The following is a 23,663-nucleotide window of genomic DNA, read 5'->3' as shown; positions in this document are numbered from 1 at the left end:
GGCCTGGTCGGTACGCCATGGTGGGGCATGCTGTGCCTGATCGCGACCGAAGGCATCTTGTTTGTCTACCTGATCTTTTCCTACGGCTATCTTGCCAGCCAGTCGCGCGGGCCGTTCGTTCCGGATGGCGCACCCTCGCTCGACATCGCCCTTCCCGCCACGATCGCGCTTCTGGTGTCGAGTGCGACTGCGGAATGGTCAAAGCGAAGCGCGAGATCAGGCAACCTCGCCCGGTCCCAGCTTGCGCTCGCCTGCACCATCGTGCTCGGCGCCATCTTCGTGGTGATGAGCGGCATTGAGTGGGCTCACAAGCCGTTTGCCTTTACCGACACGGCCTATAGCTCGATCTATTTCCTGCTGACCGGTACGCACCTCACCCACGTCCTTGTCGGGCTGTTGGCCCTCGGCGTTCTCCTCGCCCTGTCCCTTGGTGGGCGGGTTAAGGCGGGCCACGATCAGCATCGAACGCTGGTCACTCTCTACTGGCACTTCGTAGACGCCATCTGGCTATTCGTCTTCGCTACCATCTACCTGTCGCCGAGGCTGACATGAGCGATCCCGCGACCCTCGATGAGAAGGTGGGTCATCCATCGCCCGAGCGACACAAGCTTGCGCCATGGCGCCAGCTCATCTCGCTGCTGTCTCCGCCGCTTCTCTTCTCCGGCCAGATCCTGGCCAGCTTCACCACGGCTGACAGCGCATGCACGCGGGACCTTGCGCCGGGCCCGGCTCTCCTGATCTTCAATCTGCTCATACTGGCGGCACTGGTCGGTGTGTTGGTCCTGTCGTGGTGCAACGCCGCCGCCGTTCGTCGCGAACGCCGTTCCGGTCTGCAGGAACTCCATGACCTCGGAGATGGCCGAACCGCTTTTCTAACCCAGTTCGGCTTCACCATGAGCGCGCTGTTCGCCATCGCGTCCTTGGTCGAACTCGTAGCAATCCTGGTGCTCGGCGCCTGCGTCGGGTCCGCTCCAAGCCTATGAGCGCTGCTCTTGAGGATTGGACGATCGAGCCGCTGGCCGCGTTCCTGCTTGGCATGTCGCTCAGCCTCTACTCCACTGGCCGCTGGCGCATGAGCGATCCGCAGCGCCGGGCGGCGGCTCCGCCGTGGCGGGCCGGCTGCTATTATGCGGCGGCCGCAACCATGGTGGTTGCGCTATTCTCACCCCTCGACGAACTCGCCGACCGAAGTTTTGCCTGGCACATGACTCAGCACCTGCTGCTGATGCTCGCAGCTGCCCCGCTGCTGGCACTCGGGAACACGCATCTCGTATCACTCTTCGCCTTTCCTTTGCGTTTACGCCGCCTGCTTGGCCTTCAGCTGACTAGGTTGCCCGGCGTCCGGCGGGCGTCGTCGGACCGCCGTTCGCCGCTGGTCGCAACCATGCTGTTCGCAGCCGGCCTGTGGTTGTGGCACGCGCCGCGGATGTACGATGCGGCGCTCGATGATGCGGCGCTGCATACGCTCGAGCACCTCACCTTTCTGGTCACTTCGGCGGTCTTCTGGCGGATGGTGCTCCACGCAGGCGACCGCCGGCTGGATGCTGGGACTGCGGTTCTTCTGTCCGTGGTCGCAGGGTTCCAGGCCAACCTGCTGGCGGCCCTCATCGTGCTTGCTCCAGACCCGATCTACTCAGCGTACAGCCTCAATGACCCGTCGGATCAGCAAATCGGGGGGCTGCTCATGCTCGTCCCCGCGTCTTTGGTGTTTCTGGCGGCAACGGTGCACAGCATATTCCGACTGCTGCGGAGTAATCAGCGGCCCAGGTCAAGGCCGGCCGCGGCGGCTCCCAAGGCTCAACCGAAACTAGCTTCTTTACGGTCTAACTGAGCAGGGCCAACATAAAGGTCAGCTTGGCTATTTACATTGCATAAACGCTGAGCGGATGTTCATTGCCGACTGTATAGAAGTCAGGCCCGCAGAACTGCGTGACCTTCGCACGATCGTGGACGATTATCACACGACCGCGCAGGTGCAATCCATGTTCCGCGACGATCTGAAGTGTCCTCGACAAAGTCTCAGGCCTGATCCCAAGCCGCGTTGCTAGGCTGCGCTTAGGGATCGGGAGCTCCGGTGCAGCGTCACCATGCTGCAAGTCCGCGATCCTCAGCAGGAACGCGGCAAGCCGTTCGGCGGCGCTCCGGCCGGTCAGATCGAGGATGCTTCGGACCGCCATTCGCCATTGACCACACGTTACTTTCATCAGGTTGAAAGTTAGTGCTGTCGACTTCTGCATCGCTCGGCGCAGGAGCGGGCCGTCAAGCTCCAGTGTCTGTGTGCTCGTAACAGCTCGCACGGAGATCAAAGAACGTTCTTCCAAGATTGCTGCAGCCGGCAAAATCACGTCTAGCGCCGACAGCAGCAACACGCCGTATTCGTGCCCAACGGCGTCTAGCCGGCACAGTTCGACCATTCCGCTGACTACGACCTGCAGCTTCTGGACGTGCTTGCCTGACTCAACCAGCATCGTTCCGGCATGATAGGATCGATGCTCGAAAGACTTTGCGAGGGGCTCAGCGATGTCCGGGGCGACCTGATCAAACAGTGGAAGTTCGAGCAGGTCAGCAATCTTAAGGGGCAGTTCAACGACTCTAGAGGTCTTGGTCGGCCCACCGTCCCTGCGTTCACCATCGACGATCATGAGCCTTACAGCGGCCCACACGTAAGCGTTGTCAAGCGCACCAGCGCGGGAGCCAACGTCACAGAACATCTTGCTCAGCACGCAAGCGATCCGTTGTCAGATATTTCTGTTCGAGCTCGATACGAATAAGCAGCCAATCAAGACAATATGCAGACCCGCCAGACTTTACGGAGGCCTCGTCCGCCTTCAGCGCCTGCGGCTGAAGGCTAGATGGCCTTCTATCCGCTCAATCGCAGACGTACTTCTTGGGGCCAAATCCTGACAATCGCCTGCGTGGACCGCTTAGCCCAACCGAGTGTTCGGAATAGGTCGAATGCCGACGATCGCTGAACGTTCGCAATGGTCGGAGAGCGCACATTCGCTAAACCGCTTCACGAATGGTCAGCCAGCAACAATGAGCGAAATGGTGACTAGGCTCATCGGCTGATTAGGACGATCGGTTGAATAGTGTATAAGGCCTACCAACAGCACACCTCTGCTCAAGCAGGTGCTGTCCGAGAGTAGATAGAAAGCTCCCGCTTGTGACTGGGAGCTTTCATGTCTGGACCTCAAAGTCAAACATCGCAGAACGTTTCGAATAACCGGCTTACAGAGACGGACTCGCTCGTTGCTAATCTCCGAGCTCTTCGGGAGCAGATTGGCGTCACATGGCGGGAACGCCCGATATTATTCGATGAGGTCGAGCGGGCCGACCTCCGCGCTGAGATCATGGAAACCTGTGCTTTTCTCACTGAAGTCACGCGAGCTGACTGATCCAGTCATGCAGATGAGGCAGTCGAGCGAGCGGGAGCTCGCACACACTTTGACCATTGGAGCATTGAGGTGTCGCGCGATGGCCGCAAGCCTGCCCAATGGCTCGACACACAAATCCTTGATGAACATGGCTGACGACTACGAAGCTGCACTGGCGAACTTGCTTGGGACTAGCCGCAGCCTTGGCGACCAGCCGCTGCAGGGATGAAAGCGGGGCTCGATGCAAGCGGAAGTCTGCTGTGAGACGAAGGTATAAAATCGGCTTGAGGGCGCAAGCTGGTCGGAAGCAGACATTTGGCCAAGCTGACTGCTGTAGCCAATTTCCGTAGCACGACCGCAGAGGTCATTCTCGTAAGCGGAAGCCAATGCAGTGTCTCTGTCGGGACCAGAATTGCGGATGTGAGAGGAACGATGTTCCTAATCAAGGCATTCTGTCGTTCGGAAACGGGCACCCCCCTGTTCCGGTTTCCGCGTATTCAGCCCAGTTGCTCAAAAGCGGCTGGGCTGTTTCGTATGAAGGATCATGCCGGGCAAGGCTGTCTTCCGATCGACCTCTCCGGATTACTCCCTAAAAACGTCGCCAATGGGTCGAAAGCAGACGCTCGGCGGGAATGTCCGCAATGGGTGGAAAGCGGTCATTCGCTTGGCATTGCTTTCTTTTTGGCGGACAAGCTTGCTGAAGGGAGCGGCGATCATGCTAAAAACTGTCCGATTGGTGGCGTGGGTAGCGGTGTTGAGCATCGCAAGCAGCGCAGGGGCAAAGAGCTGCCCCTCTCCCAGACTGAATTCCCAGCGCGAGGTCGAGCGCTACATCGTTTCGAGCGAGGAAGCTTGGGCGAAGTCAGTAGCCACCAACGACGCGTCCGTGGTCCGCCGCATCCTCGCACCTGACTTTGTTTGGGTTCTCGACGGAAAGGTATACGACAAGGCTGCAGCCGTGCGGTTCGCGGAACAAGGCCCGGGACCTTTTCTCAGTAACGAACCCGATTACGTGCACGTGCGATTCTTCGGGGCAACCGCCGTCGCTCAAGGTAGCGAAACTTGGACCAAGAAGGGCGACAAGCGAGGTAGATTTATCTGGACTGACACTTGGATCAACCGTGCTGGTTGCTGGCAGATCGTCAATGCCCAGGACACGGTCGTCCCCTTGCCGTCCAAATAAGACGCCTGCGGTTCCCGGGCCAAAGAAGCGAGAGGTTCGGTCGGAACAGCGAATGTCCGCAATGGGTCGAATGCGGACATTCGTTGGGCCAAGGCTGGTCGTCCGGAGAGACCCACAAGCAGACGTTCAGGGGCACTTCCCCGTACCCAGAAACCGGATGCTCAATCATGTCCGCCTTGGGAGAACGTGTCGGTCAGCAGACCTCCGCGTTCGAGCGCGTCGACCGAATGGCCCTGCCAAGAGCTCTGCGACATTCCAGTTCGCCGCTAAGGCCGGGTTTAGTGGGTGCGTTCGCCTGCTCAGCGAAGGGACCGGAGGCAATCAACAGGGCTGCTTCCTCCTCGCCCGCCTGTCTGTCTTACGAACCGAGTTTGATTTGCCACTCGTTGGCTACCTCGCTTCTGGAGATCCACCGGATGCCGGCCTCACGGCCGATTTCGCGGTCGTGCTATCCCCGCTGAAATGGCAGCGAGACGGGATCCAGCGATGCTTGCGGCCGCAGAGTGGCTCGCGCGAGCCTGAGTGTGGTCCTCCAAAAATTCGCACCTCGCTTGCAGTCGGATATGACTCCGGCACGAGGCTCAGGCCCGCCATGTTGAACCATGTAAGTTTTCTTCCGAAAGAGACGCTCGATCTGCGTTCACGAGCGATCCGCGGTCCGTTACTCGTTCCATCCCGCAACGTCGTTGCTGCCGAACAACATGCGTCGGATCATCGGAAGCCCGAGGCTAGCGCTAAACCCAGTCGGTGGCGCACTGGCGCGCTCCAGCCGTGAAGTCTGTTCCTCACTTAAGATGACGTCGGTAGCCGCAATGTTCGACTGAAGTTGAGCAACTGTGCGCGCACCAATGAGCGTCGAGGACACCCCGCGCTTTGCCATCACCCAAGCCAGCGCAACCTGTGCGGCTGGTCGGTTGAGCTCAGCTGCAACGGCCTTCAGGACATCGAGTATGCTCCAGTTTCGTTCTGCGAACTTGCTGTCACCGAACGGGTTAGGTCCGCTGAGCCGCCCACTCTTAGAAGTGTCTTTTCGCTGGTATTTCCCCGACAGGAAGCCCCCGGCAAGCGGGCTCCACGGCATAATACCCATGCCCGCTTCACGCGCTGCGGGGAAATGCTCTGCTTCGACGTCGCGGGCGACCAGTGAATATTCAACCTGCATCGCAATCGGGCCGGGCATCCGACGCTCGGTTGCGATCGTGGACGCCTTCATCGCTACCCACGCCGGCATGTCCGACAAGGCAAAATAACGGATTTTGCCTACTCGCACGAGATCGCCAAGGGTTTGGACAATCTCTTCGACTGGCGTGACGCCGTCCCAGATGTGCATCCAGTAGAGGTCGACATAGTCCGTACCGAGGCGTCTGAGGGAGGAATCGAGCGCCCGATGGATGTTCTTGGCGCCTGCGCCACCTTCATGCGGGTTACCGCGGCCTCGTTGCTTTGCAGTGAGCGGACTGGCTGAGGCATTGAAGCCGAACTTCGTCGCAAGAACGATATCGTCCCGGCAACCGGCATCCTTGATGAACTGGCCGAGCAGGCGTTCGCTCTCCCCTCCCGAGTAGATGTCGGCCGTGTCGACGAAATTGCCACCCGCCTCCCGATAGGCATCAAAGATGGCGCGCGAGGTCACATCGTCAGCATTCCAGGCCCCCGGGCCGAAGGTCATTGTGCCCAAAGCAAGTGGGCTCACCACCAGGCCGGAGCGGCCTAGCGTTCGGAAGTTTGTCAGAGACATTGGAGGACTTTCCTAGCGTTCGATATGAAACCTCTGATAAAGCGGCTTGGGACTGTCAACCTGTTTTTGAGTGATCGCTATGAAATCCTGCCGTTCACCCATCACTGAAAGACGAAAGACCGGCCGCCCGCTGTCTTTCGACCGCGACAAAGCTCTTGAGAAAGCGATGCTAGCCTTCTGGGAACATGGCTATGAAACGACGTCGATTGCCGAATTGACCGAAGCCATGGGGATTACCGCTCCAAGCCTCTACACTGCCTTCGGAGACAAGAAGCGGCTCTTCCTTGAGGCAATGCACCTTTACGCAGGCGACCCTGCCGCTCGAGCCCAATCAGTCGCAGCGGCACCAAGCGCCTACGATGCTGCGCGTGATATGCTGCACAGCGCTGCCCAAGCTTTTACTGACGCGGGCACGCCGCCTGGTTGCCTCCTCGCCAGTGCCACGGCGACCGGATCCAAAGCGTCCGTCGACGTCCAGCGCGCCGTGGCGGAAATCCGTGGGGAAATTAGATCGATGCTTCGCGCACGTATCGAGCGCGATAAGGAAATCGGGAAGATGCCTTCAACAGCGAACGCCTCAGCGCTTGCCGATCTCGTCGTTGCCGTCATTCAAGGCATGTCGGTACTGGCCCGCGATGGTGCCGCTTGTCCCGTCGTTCGCCGAGTAGCTGATGCAGCTCTGGAAGCATGGCCTCGAGCATGACTGTATCGGAAACTCCGGTAGCGTCTTCGGTCGCGGCCCCTGTCGACCCGCTGTCCAGAATGCAACCGAGAAGGAGGCAGATTCTCCGCGTCCTCTTTCAAATAGAAGGTTGGCGCAGTGTTGAAAGGTCCCTTTGCTCACCCCAGCTCGCCGACAAGTTGCTCAGTTGATCAAATGCCTCAACAAGGTGAGTGTCGAAACTGTGCTCGGGGTTGTCGACCCAGCTGGCGTAGGCGTGACCGAACGCCGCCATACCCGCTTCGGTTGCAAGCGCCGCCAGTCGAGCGCCAACGCCGCGTTGCTGCAGTGCCGCCGCCAGGGTTTTAGCCAGATACGCGCTCTTAGCCAGCTCGCGTTCCCTTAAAGCAGGGGCGGCCGATATCACCCGCTGTCTAACTCGCGCGTAGGCTCGATTTGCTTCAAAGAGTGGTTCGGCTGCGCCGAACGCAAGTCTGAGTGCTTCGAAGGGCGTAACGTCCAAACTGATATTCGTGAGCGCTTGAAGCATTACGTCACGCATTGTCGCGGCGCCGTCGAACAAAACCTCACGCTTATCAGGGAAATGCCGGAAAAATGTTCGCTCTGTAACTCCCGCGCGGATGGCGATGTCGGCTGCCGTTACCGCATCATATCCGTGCTCGCTCCAGAGCTCCAACGCCGCGCCTTGCAGTCTGCGCCTGGCATCCGCTCCGCTTCTAGGCACTCACCAACTCCCGTATTGTCAGTCACTGCCACTACGTGTAGTGTCAGCTTCTGACGCATAGACACACAACCGCGAAGCTAAGTCGATTGGGAGCTAATATGAAGCGCATTCAATACAGCCGTTATGGCGGTCCGGAGGAGCTCAGGCTCGACGAAGTAGAGCTTCGAGCGCCTGGTCGCCGCGAAGTCCGTGTTCGCGTTATCGCTGCGTCCGTGAATCCGATGGACTGGGTGATCCGAGGCGGCAACGTGAAGTCGATGAGCGGCAGGACATTTCCGCGTGGTCTTGGCCATGATTTCGCGGGAGTGATCGAAGAAGTTGGACCTGAGGTCACGAGATTGAAAGTGGGTGACGAAGTTTTCGGGGCCACCGACTTGAAAGAGGCAGGTGCTTTCGCCGAAGCCTTGGTGACCGATGAGAAGAATGTTTTCATCAAACCACCGGCTATCCCTTTCGATGTAGCTGGCGCTCTCCCGATCGTGAGTATGACTGCATGGACGGCGCTGTTCGACAAGGCCAAGCTTCGCACAGGTCAGTCAGTCTTCATCACGGGCTGCTTAGGGGGAGTTGGGCGTGCTGCCGTGCAGCTGGCTCTACGCCAAGGAGCTGTGGTTGCGGGAAGCTGTAGCGCGTCAGGGCGAGGCGAAGCGGTCGGCCTGGGTGTAAGCGAGATCTTCGACTATAAAGATTTCAGCGCCGAAGCCATTGGCAAGCGCTTTGATGTGCTCCTCGACACGGCGGGCGCGCTCCCGCTTAGGCAGTGTGAGAAACTTCTAAAGCGAGGAGGGGTGGCTCTGCATATCGTGATTACACCTGCAAAGCTGATACGAAGCCTGGTGTCATCTCGTCATAAGACAGTCTTTGGGACGGCAACTGCCGAGGGAATGGCGAATATTGTCGACGCGGCAGTCCATGGGAAACTCGCACCGAAAATCGCCCAAACCGTTCCGCTTTCGGAAGCAATACCTGCCATCATCAACCTGGAATTGACGGGCTTACCCAAGGGCAAGCTGCTTGTTGTTCCTGACGGTCATCGAAGACCCTAACCACCCTTCGTGAGAATGGCCGGGCGTTGCCCCTCAAGGCTGACTTAGTTCCTCGAGCTCCCAGTCACGCTCGAGGGCTCGTCATCTTAGAGCGCCTGCTTATGCTTCCGGATCAGGTTCTCCGTCTTCTCCGGGAGGTGCCTGCTCTAGGCTGGTGTTGGAAAGCAGCGGAAGGGCGCTGTCAGCCGAAGCAATCGCAAAGCCCGAGCGAATGTCTGCAATGGGTGGAAAGCGGGCATTCGTGCTTTAAGATTGGATAGGATTGATCGACTAGAGGCTTCCTTGGACACCCTCGATCTGATGCTCGTGGCTCCGCCGCTTGCGGCCGTGCCGCTCGCTGTGCTCATCGCCATCATACTTCAGCAGCGCGCGCCTGAGTTGGGGCCAATGAAGATAGCCAAGCGTGCAGCGCTGCCGGGAGCGATCTTTGTTTGCCTAAGTCACTGGGCTGTTTGGCTCATGCTGCCGAAGCCTACTTCAGTAACGGGGCCAGGCGATCAGCCAATGATGATGGCCGCACTGCTGATTGTAGGCGGACCCGTCAACGCATGGATCGTCTTCTACATTTGCTGGGCTTGGGCTCGCGGATCTATCTGGGTGCAGAGCTTTTTTCAGCGCCGTTGAATGTCCGCATTGGGTGGAAAGCGGGCTTTCAGCGGGGAAACCCGAAACTGAATTTAGCGACCAGATTATCCCTCAGCAGCAGGTCCACCTTGAACGACGCTTTGCCGCCGTCCGTACGCAGGCAGTCGTAATCGCCACCGACCTCAGTGAAGTGCCCCGCCAACATATGTACTTCCGGCGGAAGTCCTGCTGGCAGCGGCAGATCGACCATTCCCATCTGCCGCAGGGAGGTCAGGTGACAGGACGGAAGGAACCCTCGCTCGGTCTTTAGTGCCTTGAGAAGGTGCGCATACGGCCCGCCGAAGTCACCCATCACGAAGACAGCGTCTGACGTGACGAGGTGTTCGGTCAGCTGCACATTGCCAGCGAACGCGTCCAAGAACGACCGCGCAACTGGTACGGCATCGTGCGGGCGTTCCGCAGCTGTAGGGCTGCTGACTTGAGAGGCAAGGAGTGCACTGATTGCTAGCAACATGACTTGGTTGTGCACTTGGAGATATATGTCGGCAATGGGTCGAAAGCGGACATTCGGCCATTAACCTTGGATGCGGACACGGTCGGGAGCTTGCTTGCCGTCATCAAGTTGCCCTGAGCCTCTTGCGAAGTGCCGATTGCCACCCTGGAAGATGCGGGATTCTCACGACCGACGGATCGCGACGCCGGATCAATTCGGTCCGACTGAGCTGCGAAAGGGCTTCCCAATCGTCAGCGAAAACGTAGATTGCATTGCCGTACTCAAGGTTCTCGAGGGCCACGATCTTGCTGCCAAACTTGGCGCCGAAATAAGCCGCGAACCGACCTCGACCGACGACAAAGGCATCGGGGTTTAGCCGGTCCAGCGTCGTGAGTCGGCTCTGCGCAACTTCTAGCCGTCTCGGATCTACAAACCTTCGCGAACGGATTTGGGTCAAAACGCGATCGACGGCGCCTGGGGGGAGAAGCTCCCACTCGACGTGCTGCAGACGCGCAAACTCGCTGTCACTTAGGTCGGCCGGATAGATACCGGCCTCACCGACTGCCTCACGAAGCAGACGCAGGTTGAAATTGAGGTCTTGGGCAAAGTTTGCTGTGTGACGATCCAGCGGTTGGTCCACCCGGAAACGGACAATCGCCGCATCCTTGAGGTGTTCTAGGATGCTCGCCGATAAGGCGAGATTCTTGGCGGAGTGATGCGTCACCGGCCACGCCCGCATCGTACGCGATACGGGGTGATAGCCGCCGCCATTCCAGCTCGGCGCGTAGGTGCTAATCTCGCGATCTTCCTTGGGCAGATCCTTCCGCTTCTCATTCCAGCCATCGAGATTGCGAACAGCCCATTTGCCGCACGATCGAGGTGGCGGTGCGGGCATGTTAGCGGCGAACCTGCCATTCGAAACGGTGAGTCCGAGCTGGCTGTAGTTCGCTAACGCATCAATGACGATTGTCTTCACGGCGGCAACGACCACGCGGTCATCAGCGATCGCCTCAAGCTGGCGCAAGACTGCCTTTGTGAGCTTTGGCAATTTCATCGGGGCTGCTCCTCGCGCGAGAAGCCTTCACCATAGCCGCGGTCCTTCAGTTTCTTGCGGTAGCGGCGGGATAAGATGTTGTTGAGCCGATCGTAGCCGGCCTGCGCGCTTTGCCACATGGCCAGCCGGCGGGCTTTCATCTCGGCGTCGGCCTCATCTGCTTCGTGATAGAGCTTGGCGGTAATCGTCACGAAGTCTTGCTGCTCGTCACGGAACTCCAGCATCTCGTCCCAGCGCACCTTGTCCTCGGGCGTCATCGGACCGGCGTAACGCACCTCAGCCTTGCGCACGTCGATGATGACGTCCTCAGGGTGGGGGAGGGGTGTCGGCTCCGGCAAGCCGCGCTCGCGCGCAAGCTCGATGGCCTCTTGCCAGTCTCGCTTATATTCGATGGCCGCCCCCATGTGGTCTGAGCGCAGCTTGCGATCCTCTTCCTCGATGCCGCGGACGAACTCGGCCAGCGTCGCCTGAGCCAGGCGATTACCTTTGAGTGCCGATACTCCGAGCGCGCGAAACACCGCTTTGATCACCGGCAGTTCAATGACGTTGTCGCCTTCACGGACCGAGATCGTGCGATAGGCCTCTTCGAGCAGCATGCGGTTGGCGGGCTGCGTCCCGAAGTCGAGGCCTTGTCCCAGCGGGATGACGTTCTTCGAACCCTTGGGCCGGCCTTTGGGATTGCCAGAGGCGCCCTTCTGAAAGCGGTGCTGGACAGGAGGCTTGGCATAACCAACCTCATAGTCGCCCGTGCGTGCCGGGAGCTTGCTTCCCGCCATCACGCTGCCTCACTCGACAATGCGATACCCAGTCGTGCCTCGCTCGACATCTCGAACGTGTCGCCATTGCCAGCGAGCGTTGCGCACTTGCCGGTGAATTGCTCCCAGCGGCGAACGATGGTGTCGCAGTAGAGCGGGTCGTACTCGATCAGCCGCGCCGATCGCCCGGTCTTTTCTGCGGCGATCAGTGTGGAGCCCGACCCACCAAAAGCGTCGAGGACTATCTCACCCCTGCGCGAGCAGTCGCGAATAGCGTCCGCGATCATCGCGACCGGCTTGACCGTGGGATGCATGGCAAGCTCGTCGGAACGGGCAGCTCCGATGGAACTGATCCCGGCATAGTCCCAGACGTTTGTTCGATAGCGGCCGGTCTGGCCCAGCCCGAAGCTGTTGGTGTGCTCCGCCATACCCTGCTTGAAGACGAAGATCAGCTCGTGCTTGGAACGGTAGAAGGCGCCCATTCCACCGTTCGACTTGTTCCAGACCACGAGGTTCTTGAGCTCACTGAACGCTTCCTCGCCGGCCGCGAGCAGTTCACCCATGTGACGCCAGTCCATGCAGACAAAGGCGATCGCACCGTCGCGCATCACCTTAGCGACGTTACCCAGCGTCTGAGTCAGGAAGTTAATGAATTGAGCGCGGTTCATCTCGCCGCTCGCAAACGCAAACTCTCGGTGCCTGACGGTGCCAAGCCCACAGACGTTGCCGTCGATCTTCACGTTGTAGGGTGGATCGGTGAAAACGAGGTCAGCAGCCTTGCCGTCCAGCAAAGCCGTGAAGTCATCAGCGCTGCGGGCATCGCCGCACAGCAGCCGGTGGCGCCCCAAGAGCCAGATGTCGCCCTGGCGCGAGACAGCTGGACCGCTGGCGAGCTCGACGGCGTCTTCAGGTCCTTCGCTCCCGTCCGGGTCGGCGTCGCTCGCCTCGTCCAGCGCGAAGTCCACCTCGGCCAAGCTGAAGCCGGTCACCTCGATATCGAATTGCAGATCGACCAGCGCCTGCAGCTCGATGGCGAGCATCTCCTTGTCCCAGCCAGCATTGAGCGCGAGCTTGTTGTCAGCGAGGACATAAGCACGGCGCTCGGTCTCCGATAAATGCGACAGCGCAATTGTCGGCACAGCCTTCCAGCCCAGGAGCTTCGCCGCCTCGACCCGGCCGTGGCCCGCAATGATCTCGCCATGGTCTGAAATGAGCACCGGGTTGGTGAACCCGAAACGCTCAATCGATTGGGCGATTTGCTTGATCTGCTTTTTCGAATGTGTCCGGGCGTTACGCTCGTACGGGCGCAGGGACTTGATCGCCCGCTCAATGATCTCAGTCTTGCTCACGCGTCACCCTCCGAATCGCTATGGACGTTATCGGTATAGTAGAGTGAACGGTTGCAAGTCGTCAATCCCGAGAGTATGCGTCCGTCATCCTCAAATGAACGGGTGATCCATGAGCTTCGCCAGCAAGCTTCAGCATCTCCGCCGCCAGCAGGGTCTGTCCCTGCAGGATGTCGCAACAGCGATCGGCGTGACCAAAGCCCACGTGTTCAACTTGGAAAAAGGCAACACCACCAATCCATCGATGGAGCTGGTGATGAAGTTGGCAAAGCTGTTCCGCGTTCGCATTACGGACCTGATGGGCGACAATCCGGATGCGGAGGATCAGTCGGCTGAGATGGTCGCCATGTTCCGGGATCTCAAAAGCTTGAGCGAAACCGATCGCGAGACCATTCGTCTGATGATGGAGACCCTGAAAAGGCAGCGGGAAAAAGCTAGTTGACGCTCAGCCGGATCGAACTTGACGGCTACGATACACCAGAAGCGCTTGCGGAGCGCATCCACGAACTCGCGCCCCACCTCTCGCTGGATTTCTCGATGGAGGACTTGGCGAGGCAGCTGGACATTTCCGAGATCAAATTGACCGACACGGCGGCGTATGAGGCCGCCATCATCATGGACGAGCTTAAGTCGACCGGCGCGATCCTTTTGGCCCGATCAAACAATGCGCGGCGGCGCCGCTTCTCCATCGGCCACGAGCTTGGGCACTTCTTGCTGCCTGATCACCATGCCTGCGGCGATCATGGTTTCACGTGCTCCACAACGGATATGGCGTTCCGGAATGTCGCGGCTAGCAACCAGCGCAAGCGGATCGAAGCTGAAGCTAATCGCTTCGCCGCGCAGCTTCTGATGCCCTCGGCTCGCATCCGTGCCAATCTTCGATCGACTGATCCCGACCTACAAGAGGTCCTCCGCTTGGCTGAGGCATTCAACGTCAGCAAAGCTGCCATGGCCCGCAGCTATATCGATGCCCACGCTGCCACTCTCGCGCTCGTCGTGATTGGTGATGGACTGATCGACCAAGTCTACCGCCCCGCTGGCTTCCCCTGGATCGAACCGAGCATCGGCGAGCCTGCACCGTGGGGTTCCATCACCAGCACTGGCAATCTTCAGGAGGGTACGCTCTCGCTGATGCAGATTTGCGAGCCGGAGACGTGGCTTGCGAAGGCGGCGGCACGCCCTATTCGCACGTTGCGCGAACAGGTCCTCGTCCAGCGCGACGGCTTCATGACGGTCCTACTTTTCGCTGAGTGACCTCGCCGCGAGTGGGCGTTTGCGGGCGAAGGCGCGTCGCGATCGCACCTACCCTGTTAAACCCCCGACTGTTCGCTGTTTGACGCAATTCAATTCGCTGATCGCACCCTGCCTTTTCCCTGTTTCTGGCCTAGGGAATTAAGCAGTAAGACCCCCAGAATTCCGGCGATTTTCACGGTCGGGTCGCGATGATGCGGCCGCAACAAATGCCATCTTCCCTGTAAATACCCCGAAAGCAGGGAAGTTCGGACAGAGATCGGTTCGCGCTCGACTGCTTGGCGCACGGCTAACCAACGGCCACCGTCACCTCGGACTTGATCCGCGGTCCCGCTCTTTTCTCAAGAATTCGATCCCTCAGTCCCACGCCGGGACGGCGGGAGCCGGCGCCTGTCGCTGCGCGTATTTGCCGAAATGGTAAATGCCGCGTTAGGAAGTTGCATGCGTCCACTCGTCCGTCTCGCTGCCCCCGCCCAGTTCGGCCGGGGTCGCGCGTTCATCCTCGCCCTGCCGCGCCCTGAGGCGCCGCTCCTTTCGGCCGATGCCAAGCTGTTCCTGACGGCTTATGCGGCGGCCTTCCTGGTGGTCTCGGCCTGGATCGCCTGACGGCTTAGTGACAGGCGCGGTGGAGCTTCCAGCCGAGCCAGGCGGAAACCACTGTCCCCGCTGACACCAGCAGCAGCGTCCCCGCAATCGAGACGCCGGCGAACGTCAGCCCGACGAACATTAGCGTCCCCGCTACCATCGCCCCGGCATTGACGATGTTGTTGGCGGCCACCGTCCGCGCGGTTTCCGACTGCGGCACGGTGGTGGTGAGGAAGGCGTAGAGCGGGACCACGAACATGCCACCCGCCACCGCTACGCCGAGCAATGCGGCGACCACGAGCCAGGCGCGCTTGTTCTCGAGGAAGCCCTTGATCCCGACCAGATGCTCGCTTGGGCTTGGCCATGACCGCGCGAGCAGGAAGAGGAAGAAGACGAATAGCCCCATCACCAGCGCCGAGGCCGGCGAATAGCGCGCCGAAACTTCGCCCTTGAGCAGACGGTTAATCGCGACCGATCCGACCGCCACCCCGACCGAGAAGATCGCCAGGAACAGCGTCGCCACGCCCTGGTTGCCGCCGAACACGTTCTTCACCAGCGGAGGGAATTGCGCGGCGAGCACCGCCCCCATCGCCCAGAAGAAGCTGATCGCCATGATCGCTAGGAACAGCCGCGGGATGTGCATCGTCGCGCGGACCAGCCGGACCGAGGCGCGCAATATGTGCCAGTCGAGCCCGCGTTCGGGGAAACCCTCGTCGTCGGGGCCGTCGACCGGCGGGGCAGGGGGTACGAATTGGCCCGCGATCCGCCCGAGCACCGCCACCACCAGCACGCCAACTGCCGCCAGCCCCGCATGATAGGTCCCGTCCGCTCGCTCGACGACCAGCAGCCCGCCGAGGATCGTTCCGCCGAGGATCGCGATGTAGGTTCCCGCCTCGACCAGCCCGGTCCCGCCGAGCACTTCGTCCGGCTCGAGGTGCTGGGGCAAAATCGCATATTTGATCGGCCCGAAGAAGGTCGAGTGGACCCCCATCGCGCCCAGCGCCACCAGCATCAGCGGCACGTTGTGGATGAGGAGGCCGAGCGCGCCGACCGCCATGATCCCGATCTCGGCGCTCTTCACGGCGCGGACAATGCGGGTCTTGTCGATCGCGTCGGCCAGCTGGCCCGACAACGCCGACAGGAGGAAGAAGGGGAGGATGAACAACCCGCCGGCGACCGCGCTGAAGGTCGCCTCCTCGGCTTCCGAGCGATAGACCCCGTAGATCACCAGCATGATCATCGCGGTGCGGAAAAGGTTGTCGTTGAAGGCGTTGCAGAACTGCGTGACGAACAGGGGCAGGAACCGTCGCGAGCGCAGCAGATGAGTGACGTTCTGCATCACGGCGGCAAGGTTACTCCAACGCGCGGCCGGGTGGCCGGGCGGTCGGGCATAGCCAGCTTTGCGGGTGCCGCCAAACGCTATAACAGGTGCCCGTGCTCTCGCTGCCCAACCTGCTGACGCTGTCGCGCATCCTGGCGGTGCCGATCCTCGTATTCCTGCTGTGGCGGCCAGAGCCGGTCGATTATCTCATCACCTTCGTGCTCTACTGCATCGTCGGCATCACCGACTATTTCGACGGCTACCTCGCCCGCGCCAACGGGCAGATCAGCCGGCTCGGCCAGTTCCTCGATCCGATCGCCGACAAGATCATGATCGCGGCGGTAATCGTGATGCTGATCTCGACCCGCCACGTCAGCGACGAGCCGCTGATTGCCGGCATCCACATCCTCCCCGCGCTGACCATCCTGCTGCGCGAGATCATCGTCTCGGGCCTGCGCGAGTTCCTCGCCCCGCTCCACGTCTCGGTCCCGGTCAGCCAGCTCGCCAAGTGGAAGACCACCTTCCAGCTCGTCGCCTTGGGCGCGCTGATCCTCGCCGGGGGCGTGCCGCATGCGCCGTGGGTGCACACGGTCGGCCTGTTCAGCTTGTGGGCGGCCGCGCTCCTGACGCTGATCACCGGCTGGGACTATTTGCGGCTCGGCCTCAAGCACATGGATTGAGGTCGGTCGACCTAGCGCAGCTTGGCCAATGCTTCGCGTTCGCCGGCGGCGTCCAGCGGCTCACCCGCCATCCGCTCGCTCACCATATCCATCAATTGCGGATTGCCGCCCGACGCCATGCGATAGTCGCCGCCCTTGTCCTCGCCGCCCCCGCGGAGCAGCGCGTCGACCCGCCAGCGGTCGCCGTCGCGGCAGGCGAGGCCGTCGTGGCCGGCGTCACGGAAGGTGCGGCACAAGGCGCCAGCCTTGTCGCGGAAGGTGAGGACCGGCTGCACGCCGTCATGAAGGTCGGCGCTGGCGAGCTTCTGCGACAAGCCGTCGGCCAGCGCGCCGGCCGCGACGATCTGCCCATGATCGGTCGCGATGGGGCCGGCGGCGGGGGCGATCAGGCGCCCGCCGACCAGCAATCCCAGCGTCAACGAAGCGGCCATCGCTGTCGCCGTTCCCAACCAGCGCGGGCGCTGGCGCTGCTCGCGCACCGCGGCAAGGTCGCTGACGTTCGGGTTTAGCGCGGCCAGCAGTTGCGGGGGAAGCGGCGCTTCGGCGACCGGAGCGAAGGCATTGCGAACCTGCGCGGTCAACGCGCGATGCGCGTCGGCCTGCGCCTGCAGCGCTGGGTCGGCGGCCACCCGCGCCGCGACGCGTGCCGCGTCGGCGGGGGCAAGCTCACCGTCGAGCCAGGCGAAGAATTCGGTCTCGTCGTTCATCACGCCTTACCTTCCCCGAGCAGTTCGAGCAGCGCGGTGCGCCCGCGCACCAATCTGCTCGACACGGTGCCGATCGGCAGGTCGAGCAGCTCGGCGGTTTCGCGATAGCCGAACCCTTCCACCAGGATCAGCGCGACCACTTCGCGTTGCTCGTCGGGCAGGCGGCCCATCGCGGCCATGACCCGCTGCAGATCGAGCGCCGCTTCGAGGCCGGGCCGCGGGTCCACCCCGACGTCGTTGGCGGCGTCGGGCGGGGCTTCCTGGCGCGCCTTGCGTTGGCGGCTGCGAATCTCGTCGATCCACACGTTGCGCGTGATCCGGAACAGCCAGCTGTCGAGCCGCGTGCCCGGCTGCCACTGGGTACGGGCCCGCAGCGCTCGTTCGATCGCCATCGCCGCGAGATCGTCGCCATCCGCCGGATGACGCGTCAGGGCGAAGGCGAAGCGGCGCAGCCGTGGCAGCAGCTGCGCAACCTGCGCCTCGAATGTGGCCTCCCCCGAACTGGTCATGTGTCCTCATGCGGATGAAACGACGACCGCTGCTCGTTTCATCCCTAACCGTTGCTGATTAAGAGGAAGAGTGATGTCCAGACCGTTTGTGCGTGCTGCTTTGGCGACTGCCGCATTGTTTGCGGGCACCGCCACCACTGCGCAATTGCTGCCTTCGCTGCCGAGCCTGCCGGTCGGGAACCTCGGCCATGCGGTCGGTCCGACAGCCACCGGGCTCCCAGTCGTGGGCTCGTTGTTGAGCGAGCGGGAGCGACGCCAGGTGGTGCAACCGACGCTCGACAGCCTCGGCGTGCCACTGGCGGTGGCCGATCTTCCGGCGGCCAGCCTGCTTGAGCTCCGCGGATTACGCCTCAGGCAATTGCTCGCCGATTATCGCGGCGAACTCGAGAGCGATGACCACCACCAGCCGGTGCGGCGCGGTGTCCTTCTCGCCGTCAGTGCGAGCCCAGCTGCGCTCTCGGCCGCGACCCGGCTCGGCTTCCGACCGCTCGGCGCGGTGGCCGAAGCGGGTGAATTGGGCCTGAGCGTCGTTCGTCTGGCCGTCCCGGCCAGGCTGAGCGCGGTCGCGGCCTATCGTGCGCTGCATCGCGCCGTGCCCGACCTCGCGCTCGATTACGACCACGTCTACGAGCCCGCCGGCGGGGCGCTGTTGCCCGTCGCGGGTGCGATTGCGATGCAAGGCGGTGGGAGCGGCCCGGCCATCGCGATGATCGATGGCGGCGTCGCCTCGCACCCGAGCCTCGCGGGGGCCAGCGTCACCCAGCGCGCCTTCGCGGGACCGGCCAAGGCGACGGGCCACGGCACGGCGGTCGCCTCGCTGCTGGTCGGTGACCAGGGCCCCTTTCGCGGCGCGGCGCGCGGCGCCCGCCTGTTCGTCGGCGACGTCTTCGGCGGAAGCCGCGCGGCAGGGTCGGCAAGCACGATCGTGCGCGCGCTCGGCTGGGCGGCGGCACAGCATCCGGCGGTGATCAGCATCAGCCTGGCGGGGCCGCCCAATCTGCTGCTCGCCCAGGCGATGCAGGCGCTCAGCACGCGCGGGATCAGGGTGGTGGCGGCTGTCGGCAACGACGGTCCGGCGGCCCCCGTGCAATATCCGGCCGCCTATCCGGGGGTGGTCGCGGTCACCGCCGTGGACGCGCATGACCGTGCGCTCCCCGAGGCCGGCCGCGCGAGCAAGCTCGATTTCGCGGCCCCCGGGGCCGACATGGCCGCCGCCTTGCCGGGACAAGGCTATGCGCGCGTTCGCGGCACCAGCTTTGCCGTCCCCCTCGTGGCCGCGCGCCTGGCCTTGCGGGGCAGCGCCGCCGCGCTCGTCGGGGAAGCCATGCCCGGCAAGGGCAAGGTCGGCCGCGGCATCGTCTGCCGGTCCTGCCGGACCGATCCGCAGGCCGTCGGCGCAAAATAATTTCGCGTCCGGGATGAAGCGCCCAAGCGCCGTCGTTCCCCTTGAGCAGACCCGGTGAGCGCCGGGTGCAAGACATCAAGGGAGAATATCCATGAAGACCATGTTCCTCCTCTCGGCTGCCCTGCTGGCGACCGCCGCTCCCGCCGAAGCGCAGTTGCTCGGCAACGCCGGCGGAGCCGTCGGCGGCGTCGTCAACGGCGCGCTGAATGGCTCGGGGTCGGTCGGCGGCAGCCTTGGTGGCGTGCTCGGCGGCACCGGCAACCTCACCGGGACTCTGAACGGGGTCACCGGCTCGGTCACCAACAGCGTCACCGGCAGCGTCGATGGCGCCGCCAGCGCCAGCGGCAGCCGCTCGGTCGACACCCGCAGCGGGTCGGCGAGCGGGAGCCTCGGACTCGCCGGCACCGTCACCTCGGCCGCCGATGCGGCGACCAGCGCCAGCGGGCTGGGCCAGACGGCCGGTCTCAACGGCGCTGCCACCGGTAGCGCGTCGGGAAGCAAGAGCGCCACGGTCGGCGCACAGGGGATCGGAACCGACCAGCTCGGCGCCGTTGCCAATGGCGCGGCGGGTGCCGCCGGCAACGCGGCAGGTCAGGTCCGTGGCCAGGCGCAGGGTGCGGCGAGCGGTGCCGGGCAGGCTGCCGGTCAGGCCGAGGCCGCGGGCCAGGGCCGGGCGACCGGGCTGATCGGCGGCCTGCGCGGGACCTCGCTGAGCGGTTCGGGCAGTGGTCCGGGCCAGGGCTCGGCCAGCGCCTCGGCGAACGGTTCGGGTCATGCGTCGGCGCACGGCTCGGCCAACGGGACGGCGTCGGCGGAAGCGTCGCGCGGCAACCAGTAAGCCAGCGCTCCGCCAGCGGCGAGGGCCCGTCGCCGAACCTCCCGGCGGCGGGCCCTCTTTCAATCGGTTTTGTCGCTCACTCCGGCGAAGATTGTTTGTTTCCGTCGATGAGAGAGCCGAGCTAGGGCCAATCTCACAAAACCCATCAGCGAGGAGTGAAAACGATGGACGCGAAGACCGGCGATCTTTCGGGCGGCTGCCCCATCCACCAGCCGGGCAAGGGGCGTTCGCTCCTCGGCCGCCAGAATCAGGATTGGTGGCCCGAGGCGCTGCCGGTCGACATCCTTCACCAGGGCGGCCGCTCGCCCGATCCGCTGGGCTCGGACTTCGATTATGCGGCGGCGTTCAACACCCTCGACTACAAGGCGCTGAAGGCCGACCTCACCGCGCTGATGACCGACAGCCAGCCGTGGTGGCCGGCCGACTACGGCCATTACGGGCCATTTTTCATCCGCATGGCGTGGCACGCCGCGGGCACCTACCGCACCGCCGACGGGCGCGGCGGCGCCAATAGCGGGCAGCAGCGCTTTGCGCCGCTCAACAGCTGGCCGGACAACGGCAACCTCGACAAGGCCCGCCGCCTGCTGTGGCCGATCAAGCAGAAGTACGGCAAGGCGATCAGCTGGGCCGACCTCTTCATTCTTACCGGCAACGTCGCGATCGAGAGCATGGGCGGGCCGGTGTTCGGCTTCGGCGGCGGCCGCCGCGACGTGTTCGAACCCGAGCGCGACATCTATTGGGGCGCCGAGGAGCAGTGGGTCGCGGCGGAAGAGACCCGCATCCAGCCCGACCGCGAGATGGAGCTCGAGAACCCGCTTGCCGCGATCCAGATGGGCCTCATCTACGTCAATCCCGAAGGCCCGGGCGGTAACCCCGACCCGCTCCAGTCGGCGCGCGACATCAAGATCACCTTCGAGCGCATGGCGATGAACCATGAGGAAACCGTTGCGCTAACCGCCGGCGGACACACCTTCGGCAAGGCGCACGGCGCGGGCGACCCCAGCCATGTTGGTGCGGCGCCCGAGGGCGCCGATATCGCGATGATGGGCCTCGGCTGGACCAGCAGCCACGAAACCGGGATGGGCGAGCACACCATCACCAGCGGGATCGAGGGCGCGTGGGTCAACACGCCGACCGAGTGGAGCGAGAACTACTTCCGCCTGCTGCTCGACTATGAATATGAGCTCGTCCGCTCACCCGCCGGCGCGCAGCAGTGGCAGCCGATCAACCAGCGCGAAGAGGATATGGCGCCCGCCGCGCACGATCCGTCGAAGCGCGTGCCGACGATGATGACCACCGCCGACATGGCGCTCAAGGCCGATCCGGAATTCCGCGTCATCAGCGAGAAGTTCCGCAACGACCACGAAGCGTTCAAGGACGCCTTTGCCCGCGCCTGGTTCAAGCTGTGCCACCGCGACATGGGTCCCAAGGTCCGTTACCTCGGTCCGGACGTCCCCGCCGAGGATCTGATCTGGCAGGATCCGGTGCCGCAGGGGTCGAAGCCGTCGGACGCCGACGTCAGCGCCTTCAAGGACAAGATCCTGTCGTCGGGCCTGTCGGTGAGTGAGCTGGTCAAGGCGGCCTGGGCCTCGGCCTCTTCCTACCGGGTCACCGACCACCGCGGCGGCGCCAACGGCGCGCGCATCCGGCTCGAGCCGCAGCGGAACTGGACGGTCAACGAGCCCGAGGAGCTCGGTCGCGTGCTCGCCAAGATCGAGGAGCTCAAGGGCGGGCTGTCGATGGCCGATGCCATCGTTCTCGCCGGCACCGCAGCGGTCGAGAAGGCGGCGCGCGACGGCGGCTTCAACGTCACCGTGCCGTTCACCGGCGGCCGTGGCGATGCGAGACAGGAGCAGACCGACGCCGCCAGCTTCGAGGTGATGGAGCCCGCCGCCGACGGCTTCCGCAACTATCTCAAGACCAAGCACAGCGTGAAGACCGAGGAACTGCTGCTCGACAAGGCGGCGCTGCTCGGCCTTTCGGCGCCCGAGATGACGGTGCTGGTCGGGGGCTTGCGCGTCCTCGGCGCGACCTACGGCAACCGCAAGGAGGGCGTCCTCACCGACCGGGTCGGCCAGCTCACCACCGACTATTTCGTCAACCTGTTCGACAACGACACCTTCTGGGAAGCAGTCGATACGAGCGGCGACGAGGAGTTCGTCGGCTACGTCCGCGGCGGCCGCGAGGAGAAGTGGCGCGCGACCCGCACCGACCTCATCTTCGGCGCCAACAGCCAGTTGCGCGCCACCGCCGAAGTCTACGCCGAGCAGGGCAATGAAGAGCTGTTCGTGAAGCACTTCATCGCCGCCTGGACCAAGGTCATGAACGCCGACCGCTTCGACGTTCTCGGCAAGGCGCAGGTCTCGGCCGACCAGGCCGGCGACGGCTCCTACCGCGGGGCGTAAACGCCTCCGATTGCGAGAAGAGGGCTCGGAGGCACCCGCCTCCGGGCCCTTTTGCTATGCTGCCGCGCGGTCGGCCGGACGTTCGGCCGCATAGCGACGCAGCGCGTCGGCGAGGAGGGTGAACTCCGCCGCCCGGGCCGAGCCGCGCCGCCAGACCAATGCGATGGTCCGGCTGGCATGCTCGGCGGCGAGCGGGCGGACCCGTACCCCGGTGCCTTCGAGCAGTCCGGCGTCGACCGCCATTCGCGGCACCAGCGTCACGCCCAGATCATTGTCGACCATCTGCACCAGCGTGTGCAGCGACGTGCCCAGCATCAGCGCCGAGGAGCGCAGGTCGGGCCGGTTGCAGGCCGACAGCACATGGTCTTTCAGGCAATGTCCGTCCTCGAGCAGCAACAGTCGTCCCGCGGCGATGTCGTCGGGGGCGACGCGCTCGGCGGTTTGCTCGCCCGCCGGGACCGCGACCAGCAGTTCGTCGGCGAACAGCGCGGCCTCCTCGACGTCGCCGCAGCCGTAGGGCGTCGCCAGCAGCACGCAGTCGAGCTGGCCGCGGTGAAGACCGTCGCAGGCCGCCTGGCTGGTCTCCTCGCGCAGATAGAGCTTGAGGCCGGGGAATTCGGCGCGGAGCTGGGGCAACAGGGTCGGCAGCAGGAACGGGGCGATGGTCGGAATCACGCCGAGCCGCAGGTCGCCGGTCAGCGGCGTCCGCTCGGCCTGCGCCAAGTCGGCAAGTTCCTCCGCCTCGCGCAGCACCCGCCGCGCCTTGGCGACGATCCGCAGGCCGAGAGGGGTGAAGCGGGTCACCCGCCGCGTGCGCTCGACCAGCGTGGTGCCGAGCAGGGTCTCGAGCTCGCGCAGCGCGGCGGAGAGGGTCGACTGGGTGATGAAGCAGGCGTCGGCGGCACGACCGAAATGGCCGTGGTCGTTGAGCGCCACCAGATATTGCAGCTGGCGCAGGGTCGGAAGATAGTTGCTCATCGCT

At 63.2% G+C, this 23,663-nt stretch carries 26 protein-coding genes; 15 read left to right on the top strand and 11 right to left on the bottom strand.

All coding sequences use genetic code 11. From position 1 onward, the window contains the following. Positions 1-27 precede the first annotated feature (27 nt). From GCU42_RS07565 to GCU42_RS07555, 3 genes are read left to right on the top strand one after another with little or no spacing between them, the layout of a single operon-like run. Positions 28-552, top strand: a complete 525-nt coding sequence (locus GCU42_RS07565; protein ID WP_162789172.1) for a cytochrome c oxidase subunit 3 — start codon at positions 28-30, stop codon at positions 550-552. After that, complete coding sequence (locus tag GCU42_RS07560; RefSeq protein ID WP_114226956.1) at positions 549-983, top strand: hypothetical protein; 435 nt, start codon at positions 549-551, stop codon at positions 981-983. Before GCU42_RS07565 ends, GCU42_RS07560 begins: the two co-directional genes overlap by 4 nt. Further along, positions 980-1,831 carry a cytochrome c oxidase assembly protein gene (locus tag GCU42_RS07555; RefSeq protein ID WP_114226955.1) on the top strand — a complete coding sequence of 284 codons (852 nt, stop codon included), beginning with the start codon at positions 980-982 and terminating at the stop codon, positions 1,829-1,831. The genes GCU42_RS07560 and GCU42_RS07555 overlap by 4 nt, the downstream gene beginning before the upstream one ends. Positions 1,832-1,862: 31 nt before the next feature. Here GCU42_RS07555 and GCU42_RS07550 read toward each other — a convergent pair whose 3' ends face one another. Further along, entirely contained in the window at positions 1,863-2,642 is a 780-nt protein-coding gene (locus tag GCU42_RS07550) for a helix-turn-helix domain-containing protein (RefSeq protein WP_162789171.1), read from the bottom strand. An 832-nt stretch (positions 2,643-3,474) separates the two neighbouring features. On the opposite strand from GCU42_RS07550, the gene GCU42_RS15530 reads away from it, so the two are divergent. Next, the gene (locus tag GCU42_RS15530) at positions 3,475-3,603 is read left to right on the top strand and encodes a hypothetical protein (RefSeq protein WP_275887906.1); all 129 of its coding nucleotides are present in this window, start codon (positions 3,475-3,477) and stop codon (positions 3,601-3,603) included. Positions 3,604-3,918: 315 nt separating this feature from the next. Then, a complete protein-coding gene (locus GCU42_RS07545; protein ID WP_114226952.1) occupies positions 3,919-4,557 on the top strand; it encodes a nuclear transport factor 2 family protein in 639 nt (212 codons plus the stop codon). 661 nt (positions 4,558-5,218) lie between these two features. Here the strand turns inward: GCU42_RS07545 and GCU42_RS07540 are convergent. Next, the gene (locus tag GCU42_RS07540; RefSeq protein ID WP_240309375.1) at positions 5,219-6,226 is read right to left on the bottom strand and encodes an aldo/keto reductase; all 1,008 of its coding nucleotides are present in this window, start codon (positions 6,224-6,226) and stop codon (positions 5,219-5,221) included. Between the two features lie 148 nt (positions 6,227-6,374). Between GCU42_RS07540 and GCU42_RS07535 the strand changes: the two genes are divergently transcribed. Next, positions 6,375-6,998, top strand: coding sequence for a TetR/AcrR family transcriptional regulator (locus GCU42_RS07535; protein ID WP_114226950.1), 624 nt, complete (start codon positions 6,375-6,377; stop codon positions 6,996-6,998). Between the two features lie 97 nt (positions 6,999-7,095). On the opposite strand, the gene GCU42_RS07530 is transcribed toward GCU42_RS07535, so the two are convergent. After that, complete coding sequence (locus tag GCU42_RS07530) at positions 7,096-7,653, bottom strand: TetR/AcrR family transcriptional regulator (RefSeq protein WP_240309374.1); 558 nt, start codon at positions 7,651-7,653, stop codon at positions 7,096-7,098. Between the two features lie 146 nt (positions 7,654-7,799). Between GCU42_RS07530 and GCU42_RS07525 the strand changes: the two genes are divergently transcribed. Continuing rightward, positions 7,800-8,747 (top strand): NADP-dependent oxidoreductase, encoded by a 948-nt coding sequence (locus GCU42_RS07525; RefSeq protein WP_114226948.1) that lies wholly within the window; start codon positions 7,800-7,802, stop codon positions 8,745-8,747. Positions 8,748-9,029: 282 nt separating this feature from the next. Beyond that, entirely contained in the window at positions 9,030-9,371 is a 342-nt protein-coding gene (locus GCU42_RS07520) for a hypothetical protein (RefSeq protein WP_114226947.1), read from the top strand. Positions 9,372-9,399: 28 nt separating this feature from the next. On the opposite strand, the gene GCU42_RS07515 is transcribed toward GCU42_RS07520, so the two are convergent. The 4 genes from GCU42_RS07515 to GCU42_RS07500 form a co-directional block, all read right to left on the bottom strand. Continuing rightward, a complete protein-coding gene (locus tag GCU42_RS07515) occupies positions 9,400-9,729 on the bottom strand; it encodes a hypothetical protein (RefSeq protein ID WP_152569494.1) in 330 nt (109 codons plus the stop codon). Positions 9,730-9,949: 220 nt separating this feature from the next. Further along, positions 9,950-10,879 (bottom strand): hypothetical protein, encoded by a 930-nt coding sequence (locus GCU42_RS07510; RefSeq protein WP_114226945.1) that lies wholly within the window; start codon positions 10,877-10,879, stop codon positions 9,950-9,952. Continuing rightward, positions 10,876-11,655 carry a DUF5681 domain-containing protein gene (locus GCU42_RS07505; RefSeq protein WP_114226944.1) on the bottom strand — a complete coding sequence of 260 codons (780 nt, stop codon included), beginning with the start codon at positions 11,653-11,655 and terminating at the stop codon, positions 10,876-10,878. Before GCU42_RS07505 ends, GCU42_RS07510 begins: the two co-directional genes overlap by 4 nt. Beyond that, the gene (locus tag GCU42_RS07500) at positions 11,655-12,983 is read right to left on the bottom strand and encodes a site-specific DNA-methyltransferase (RefSeq protein WP_114226943.1); all 1,329 of its coding nucleotides are present in this window, start codon (positions 12,981-12,983) and stop codon (positions 11,655-11,657) included. Before GCU42_RS07500 ends, GCU42_RS07505 begins: the two co-directional genes overlap by 1 nt. A gap of 109 nt (positions 12,984-13,092) precedes the next feature. Here GCU42_RS07500 and GCU42_RS07495 point away from each other — a divergent pair, with 109 nt between their 5' ends. From GCU42_RS07495 to GCU42_RS15025, 3 genes are all read left to right on the top strand, one after another. Continuing rightward, positions 13,093-13,422 (top strand): helix-turn-helix domain-containing protein, encoded by a 330-nt coding sequence (locus GCU42_RS07495; protein ID WP_114226942.1) that lies wholly within the window; start codon positions 13,093-13,095, stop codon positions 13,420-13,422. Then, positions 13,419-14,234, top strand: coding sequence for an ImmA/IrrE family metallo-endopeptidase (locus GCU42_RS07490; RefSeq protein WP_114226941.1), 816 nt, complete (start codon positions 13,419-13,421; stop codon positions 14,232-14,234). Before GCU42_RS07495 ends, GCU42_RS07490 begins: the two co-directional genes overlap by 4 nt. A gap of 438 nt (positions 14,235-14,672) precedes the next feature. Next, entirely contained in the window at positions 14,673-14,837 is a 165-nt protein-coding gene (locus tag GCU42_RS15025) for a hypothetical protein (RefSeq protein ID WP_162789169.1), read from the top strand. 4 nt (positions 14,838-14,841) lie between these two features. Here GCU42_RS15025 and GCU42_RS07485 read toward each other — a convergent pair whose 3' ends face one another. After that, on the bottom strand, positions 14,842-16,155 hold the full coding sequence (locus GCU42_RS07485) for an MFS transporter (protein WP_114226940.1): 1,314 nt from the start codon (positions 16,153-16,155) through the stop codon (positions 14,842-14,844). A 95-nt stretch (positions 16,156-16,250) separates the two neighbouring features. On the opposite strand from GCU42_RS07485, the gene pgsA reads away from it, so the two are divergent. Further along, positions 16,251-16,817 carry a CDP-diacylglycerol--glycerol-3-phosphate 3-phosphatidyltransferase gene (pgsA, locus tag GCU42_RS07480; RefSeq protein ID WP_114226939.1) on the top strand — a complete coding sequence of 189 codons (567 nt, stop codon included), beginning with the start codon at positions 16,251-16,253 and terminating at the stop codon, positions 16,815-16,817. Between the two features lie 11 nt (positions 16,818-16,828). Here the strand turns inward: pgsA and GCU42_RS07475 are convergent, their stop codons facing one another. Both GCU42_RS07475 and GCU42_RS07470 read right to left on the bottom strand, forming a co-directional pair. After that, positions 16,829-17,524 (bottom strand): anti-sigma factor family protein, encoded by a 696-nt coding sequence (locus GCU42_RS07475; protein WP_114226938.1) that lies wholly within the window; start codon positions 17,522-17,524, stop codon positions 16,829-16,831. After that, positions 17,524-18,033, bottom strand: coding sequence for an RNA polymerase sigma factor (locus tag GCU42_RS07470; RefSeq protein WP_114226937.1), 510 nt, complete (start codon positions 18,031-18,033; stop codon positions 17,524-17,526). The genes GCU42_RS07475 and GCU42_RS07470 overlap by 1 nt, the downstream gene beginning before the upstream one ends. 73 nt (positions 18,034-18,106) lie before the next feature. Between GCU42_RS07470 and GCU42_RS07465 the strand changes: the two genes are divergently transcribed. The 3 genes from GCU42_RS07465 (at position 18,107) to katG (ending at position 22,681) form a co-directional block, all read left to right on the top strand. Further along, positions 18,107-19,438, top strand: coding sequence for a S8 family serine peptidase (locus GCU42_RS07465; protein ID WP_114226936.1), 1,332 nt, complete (start codon positions 18,107-18,109; stop codon positions 19,436-19,438). 91 nt (positions 19,439-19,529) lie between these two features. Continuing rightward, positions 19,530-20,276, top strand: coding sequence for a hypothetical protein (locus tag GCU42_RS07460; RefSeq protein WP_205214945.1), 747 nt, complete (start codon positions 19,530-19,532; stop codon positions 20,274-20,276). A gap of 164 nt (positions 20,277-20,440) precedes the next feature. Next, the gene (katG, locus tag GCU42_RS07455) at positions 20,441-22,681 is read left to right on the top strand and encodes a catalase/peroxidase HPI (protein ID WP_114226935.1); all 2,241 of its coding nucleotides are present in this window, start codon (positions 20,441-20,443) and stop codon (positions 22,679-22,681) included. Positions 22,682-22,735: 54 nt separating this feature from the next. Here katG and GCU42_RS07450 read toward each other — a convergent pair whose 3' ends face one another. Then, on the bottom strand, positions 22,736-23,659 hold the full coding sequence (locus tag GCU42_RS07450; RefSeq protein WP_114226934.1) for a hydrogen peroxide-inducible genes activator: 924 nt from the start codon (positions 23,657-23,659) through the stop codon (positions 22,736-22,738). Positions 23,660-23,663 lie beyond the last annotated feature (4 nt).

This window comes from Sphingomonas ginsengisoli An et al. 2013 (assembly GCF_009363895.1).
GTDB classification, from domain to species: Bacteria; Pseudomonadota; Alphaproteobacteria; order Sphingomonadales; family Sphingomonadaceae; genus Sphingomicrobium; species Sphingomicrobium ginsengisoli.
Note: the sequence above shows the minus strand (reverse complement) of the source record. Positions and strands in the feature narration are given on the sequence as shown.

Coding starts and splice junctions, on each gene's coding strand:
- GCU42_RS07565 (WP_162789172.1), top strand. CDS start 28: ATGCTGTGCCTGATCGCGACCGAAGGCATCTTGTTTGTCTACCTGATC.
- GCU42_RS07560 (WP_114226956.1), top strand. CDS start 549: ATGAGCGATCCCGCGACCCTCGATGAGAAGGTGGGTCATCCATCGCCC.
- GCU42_RS07555 (WP_114226955.1), top strand. CDS start 980: ATGAGCGCTGCTCTTGAGGATTGGACGATCGAGCCGCTGGCCGCGTTC.
- GCU42_RS07550 (WP_162789171.1), bottom strand. CDS start 2,642: ATGATCGTCGATGGTGAACGCAGGGACGGTGGGCCGACCAAGACCTCT.
- GCU42_RS15530 (WP_275887906.1), top strand. CDS start 3,475: ATGGCCGCAAGCCTGCCCAATGGCTCGACACACAAATCCTTGATGAAC.
- GCU42_RS07545 (WP_114226952.1), top strand. CDS start 3,919: ATGCCGGGCAAGGCTGTCTTCCGATCGACCTCTCCGGATTACTCCCTA.
- GCU42_RS07540 (WP_240309375.1), bottom strand. CDS start 6,226: ATGACCTTCGGCCCGGGGGCCTGGAATGCTGACGATGTGACCTCGCGC.
- GCU42_RS07535 (WP_114226950.1), top strand. CDS start 6,375: ATGAAATCCTGCCGTTCACCCATCACTGAAAGACGAAAGACCGGCCGC.
- GCU42_RS07525 (WP_114226948.1), top strand. CDS start 7,800: ATGAAGCGCATTCAATACAGCCGTTATGGCGGTCCGGAGGAGCTCAGG.
- GCU42_RS07510 (WP_114226945.1), bottom strand. CDS start 10,879: ATGAAATTGCCAAAGCTCACAAAGGCAGTCTTGCGCCAGCTTGAGGCG.
- GCU42_RS07505 (WP_114226944.1), bottom strand. CDS start 11,655: ATGGCGGGAAGCAAGCTCCCGGCACGCACGGGCGACTATGAGGTTGGT.
- GCU42_RS07495 (WP_114226942.1), top strand. CDS start 13,093: ATGAGCTTCGCCAGCAAGCTTCAGCATCTCCGCCGCCAGCAGGGTCTG.
- GCU42_RS15025 (WP_162789169.1), top strand. CDS start 14,673: ATGCGTCCACTCGTCCGTCTCGCTGCCCCCGCCCAGTTCGGCCGGGGT.
- GCU42_RS07485 (WP_114226940.1), bottom strand. CDS start 16,155: ATGCAGAACGTCACTCATCTGCTGCGCTCGCGACGGTTCCTGCCCCTG.
- GCU42_RS07475 (WP_114226938.1), bottom strand. CDS start 17,524: ATGAACGACGAGACCGAATTCTTCGCCTGGCTCGACGGTGAGCTTGCC.
- GCU42_RS07470 (WP_114226937.1), bottom strand. CDS start 18,033: ATGACCAGTTCGGGGGAGGCCACATTCGAGGCGCAGGTTGCGCAGCTG.
- GCU42_RS07465 (WP_114226936.1), top strand. CDS start 18,107: ATGTCCAGACCGTTTGTGCGTGCTGCTTTGGCGACTGCCGCATTGTTT.
- GCU42_RS07460 (WP_205214945.1), top strand. CDS start 19,530: ATGAAGACCATGTTCCTCCTCTCGGCTGCCCTGCTGGCGACCGCCGCT.
- katG (WP_114226935.1), top strand. CDS start 20,441: ATGGACGCGAAGACCGGCGATCTTTCGGGCGGCTGCCCCATCCACCAG.
- GCU42_RS07450 (WP_114226934.1), bottom strand. CDS start 23,659: ATGAGCAACTATCTTCCGACCCTGCGCCAGCTGCAATATCTGGTGGCG.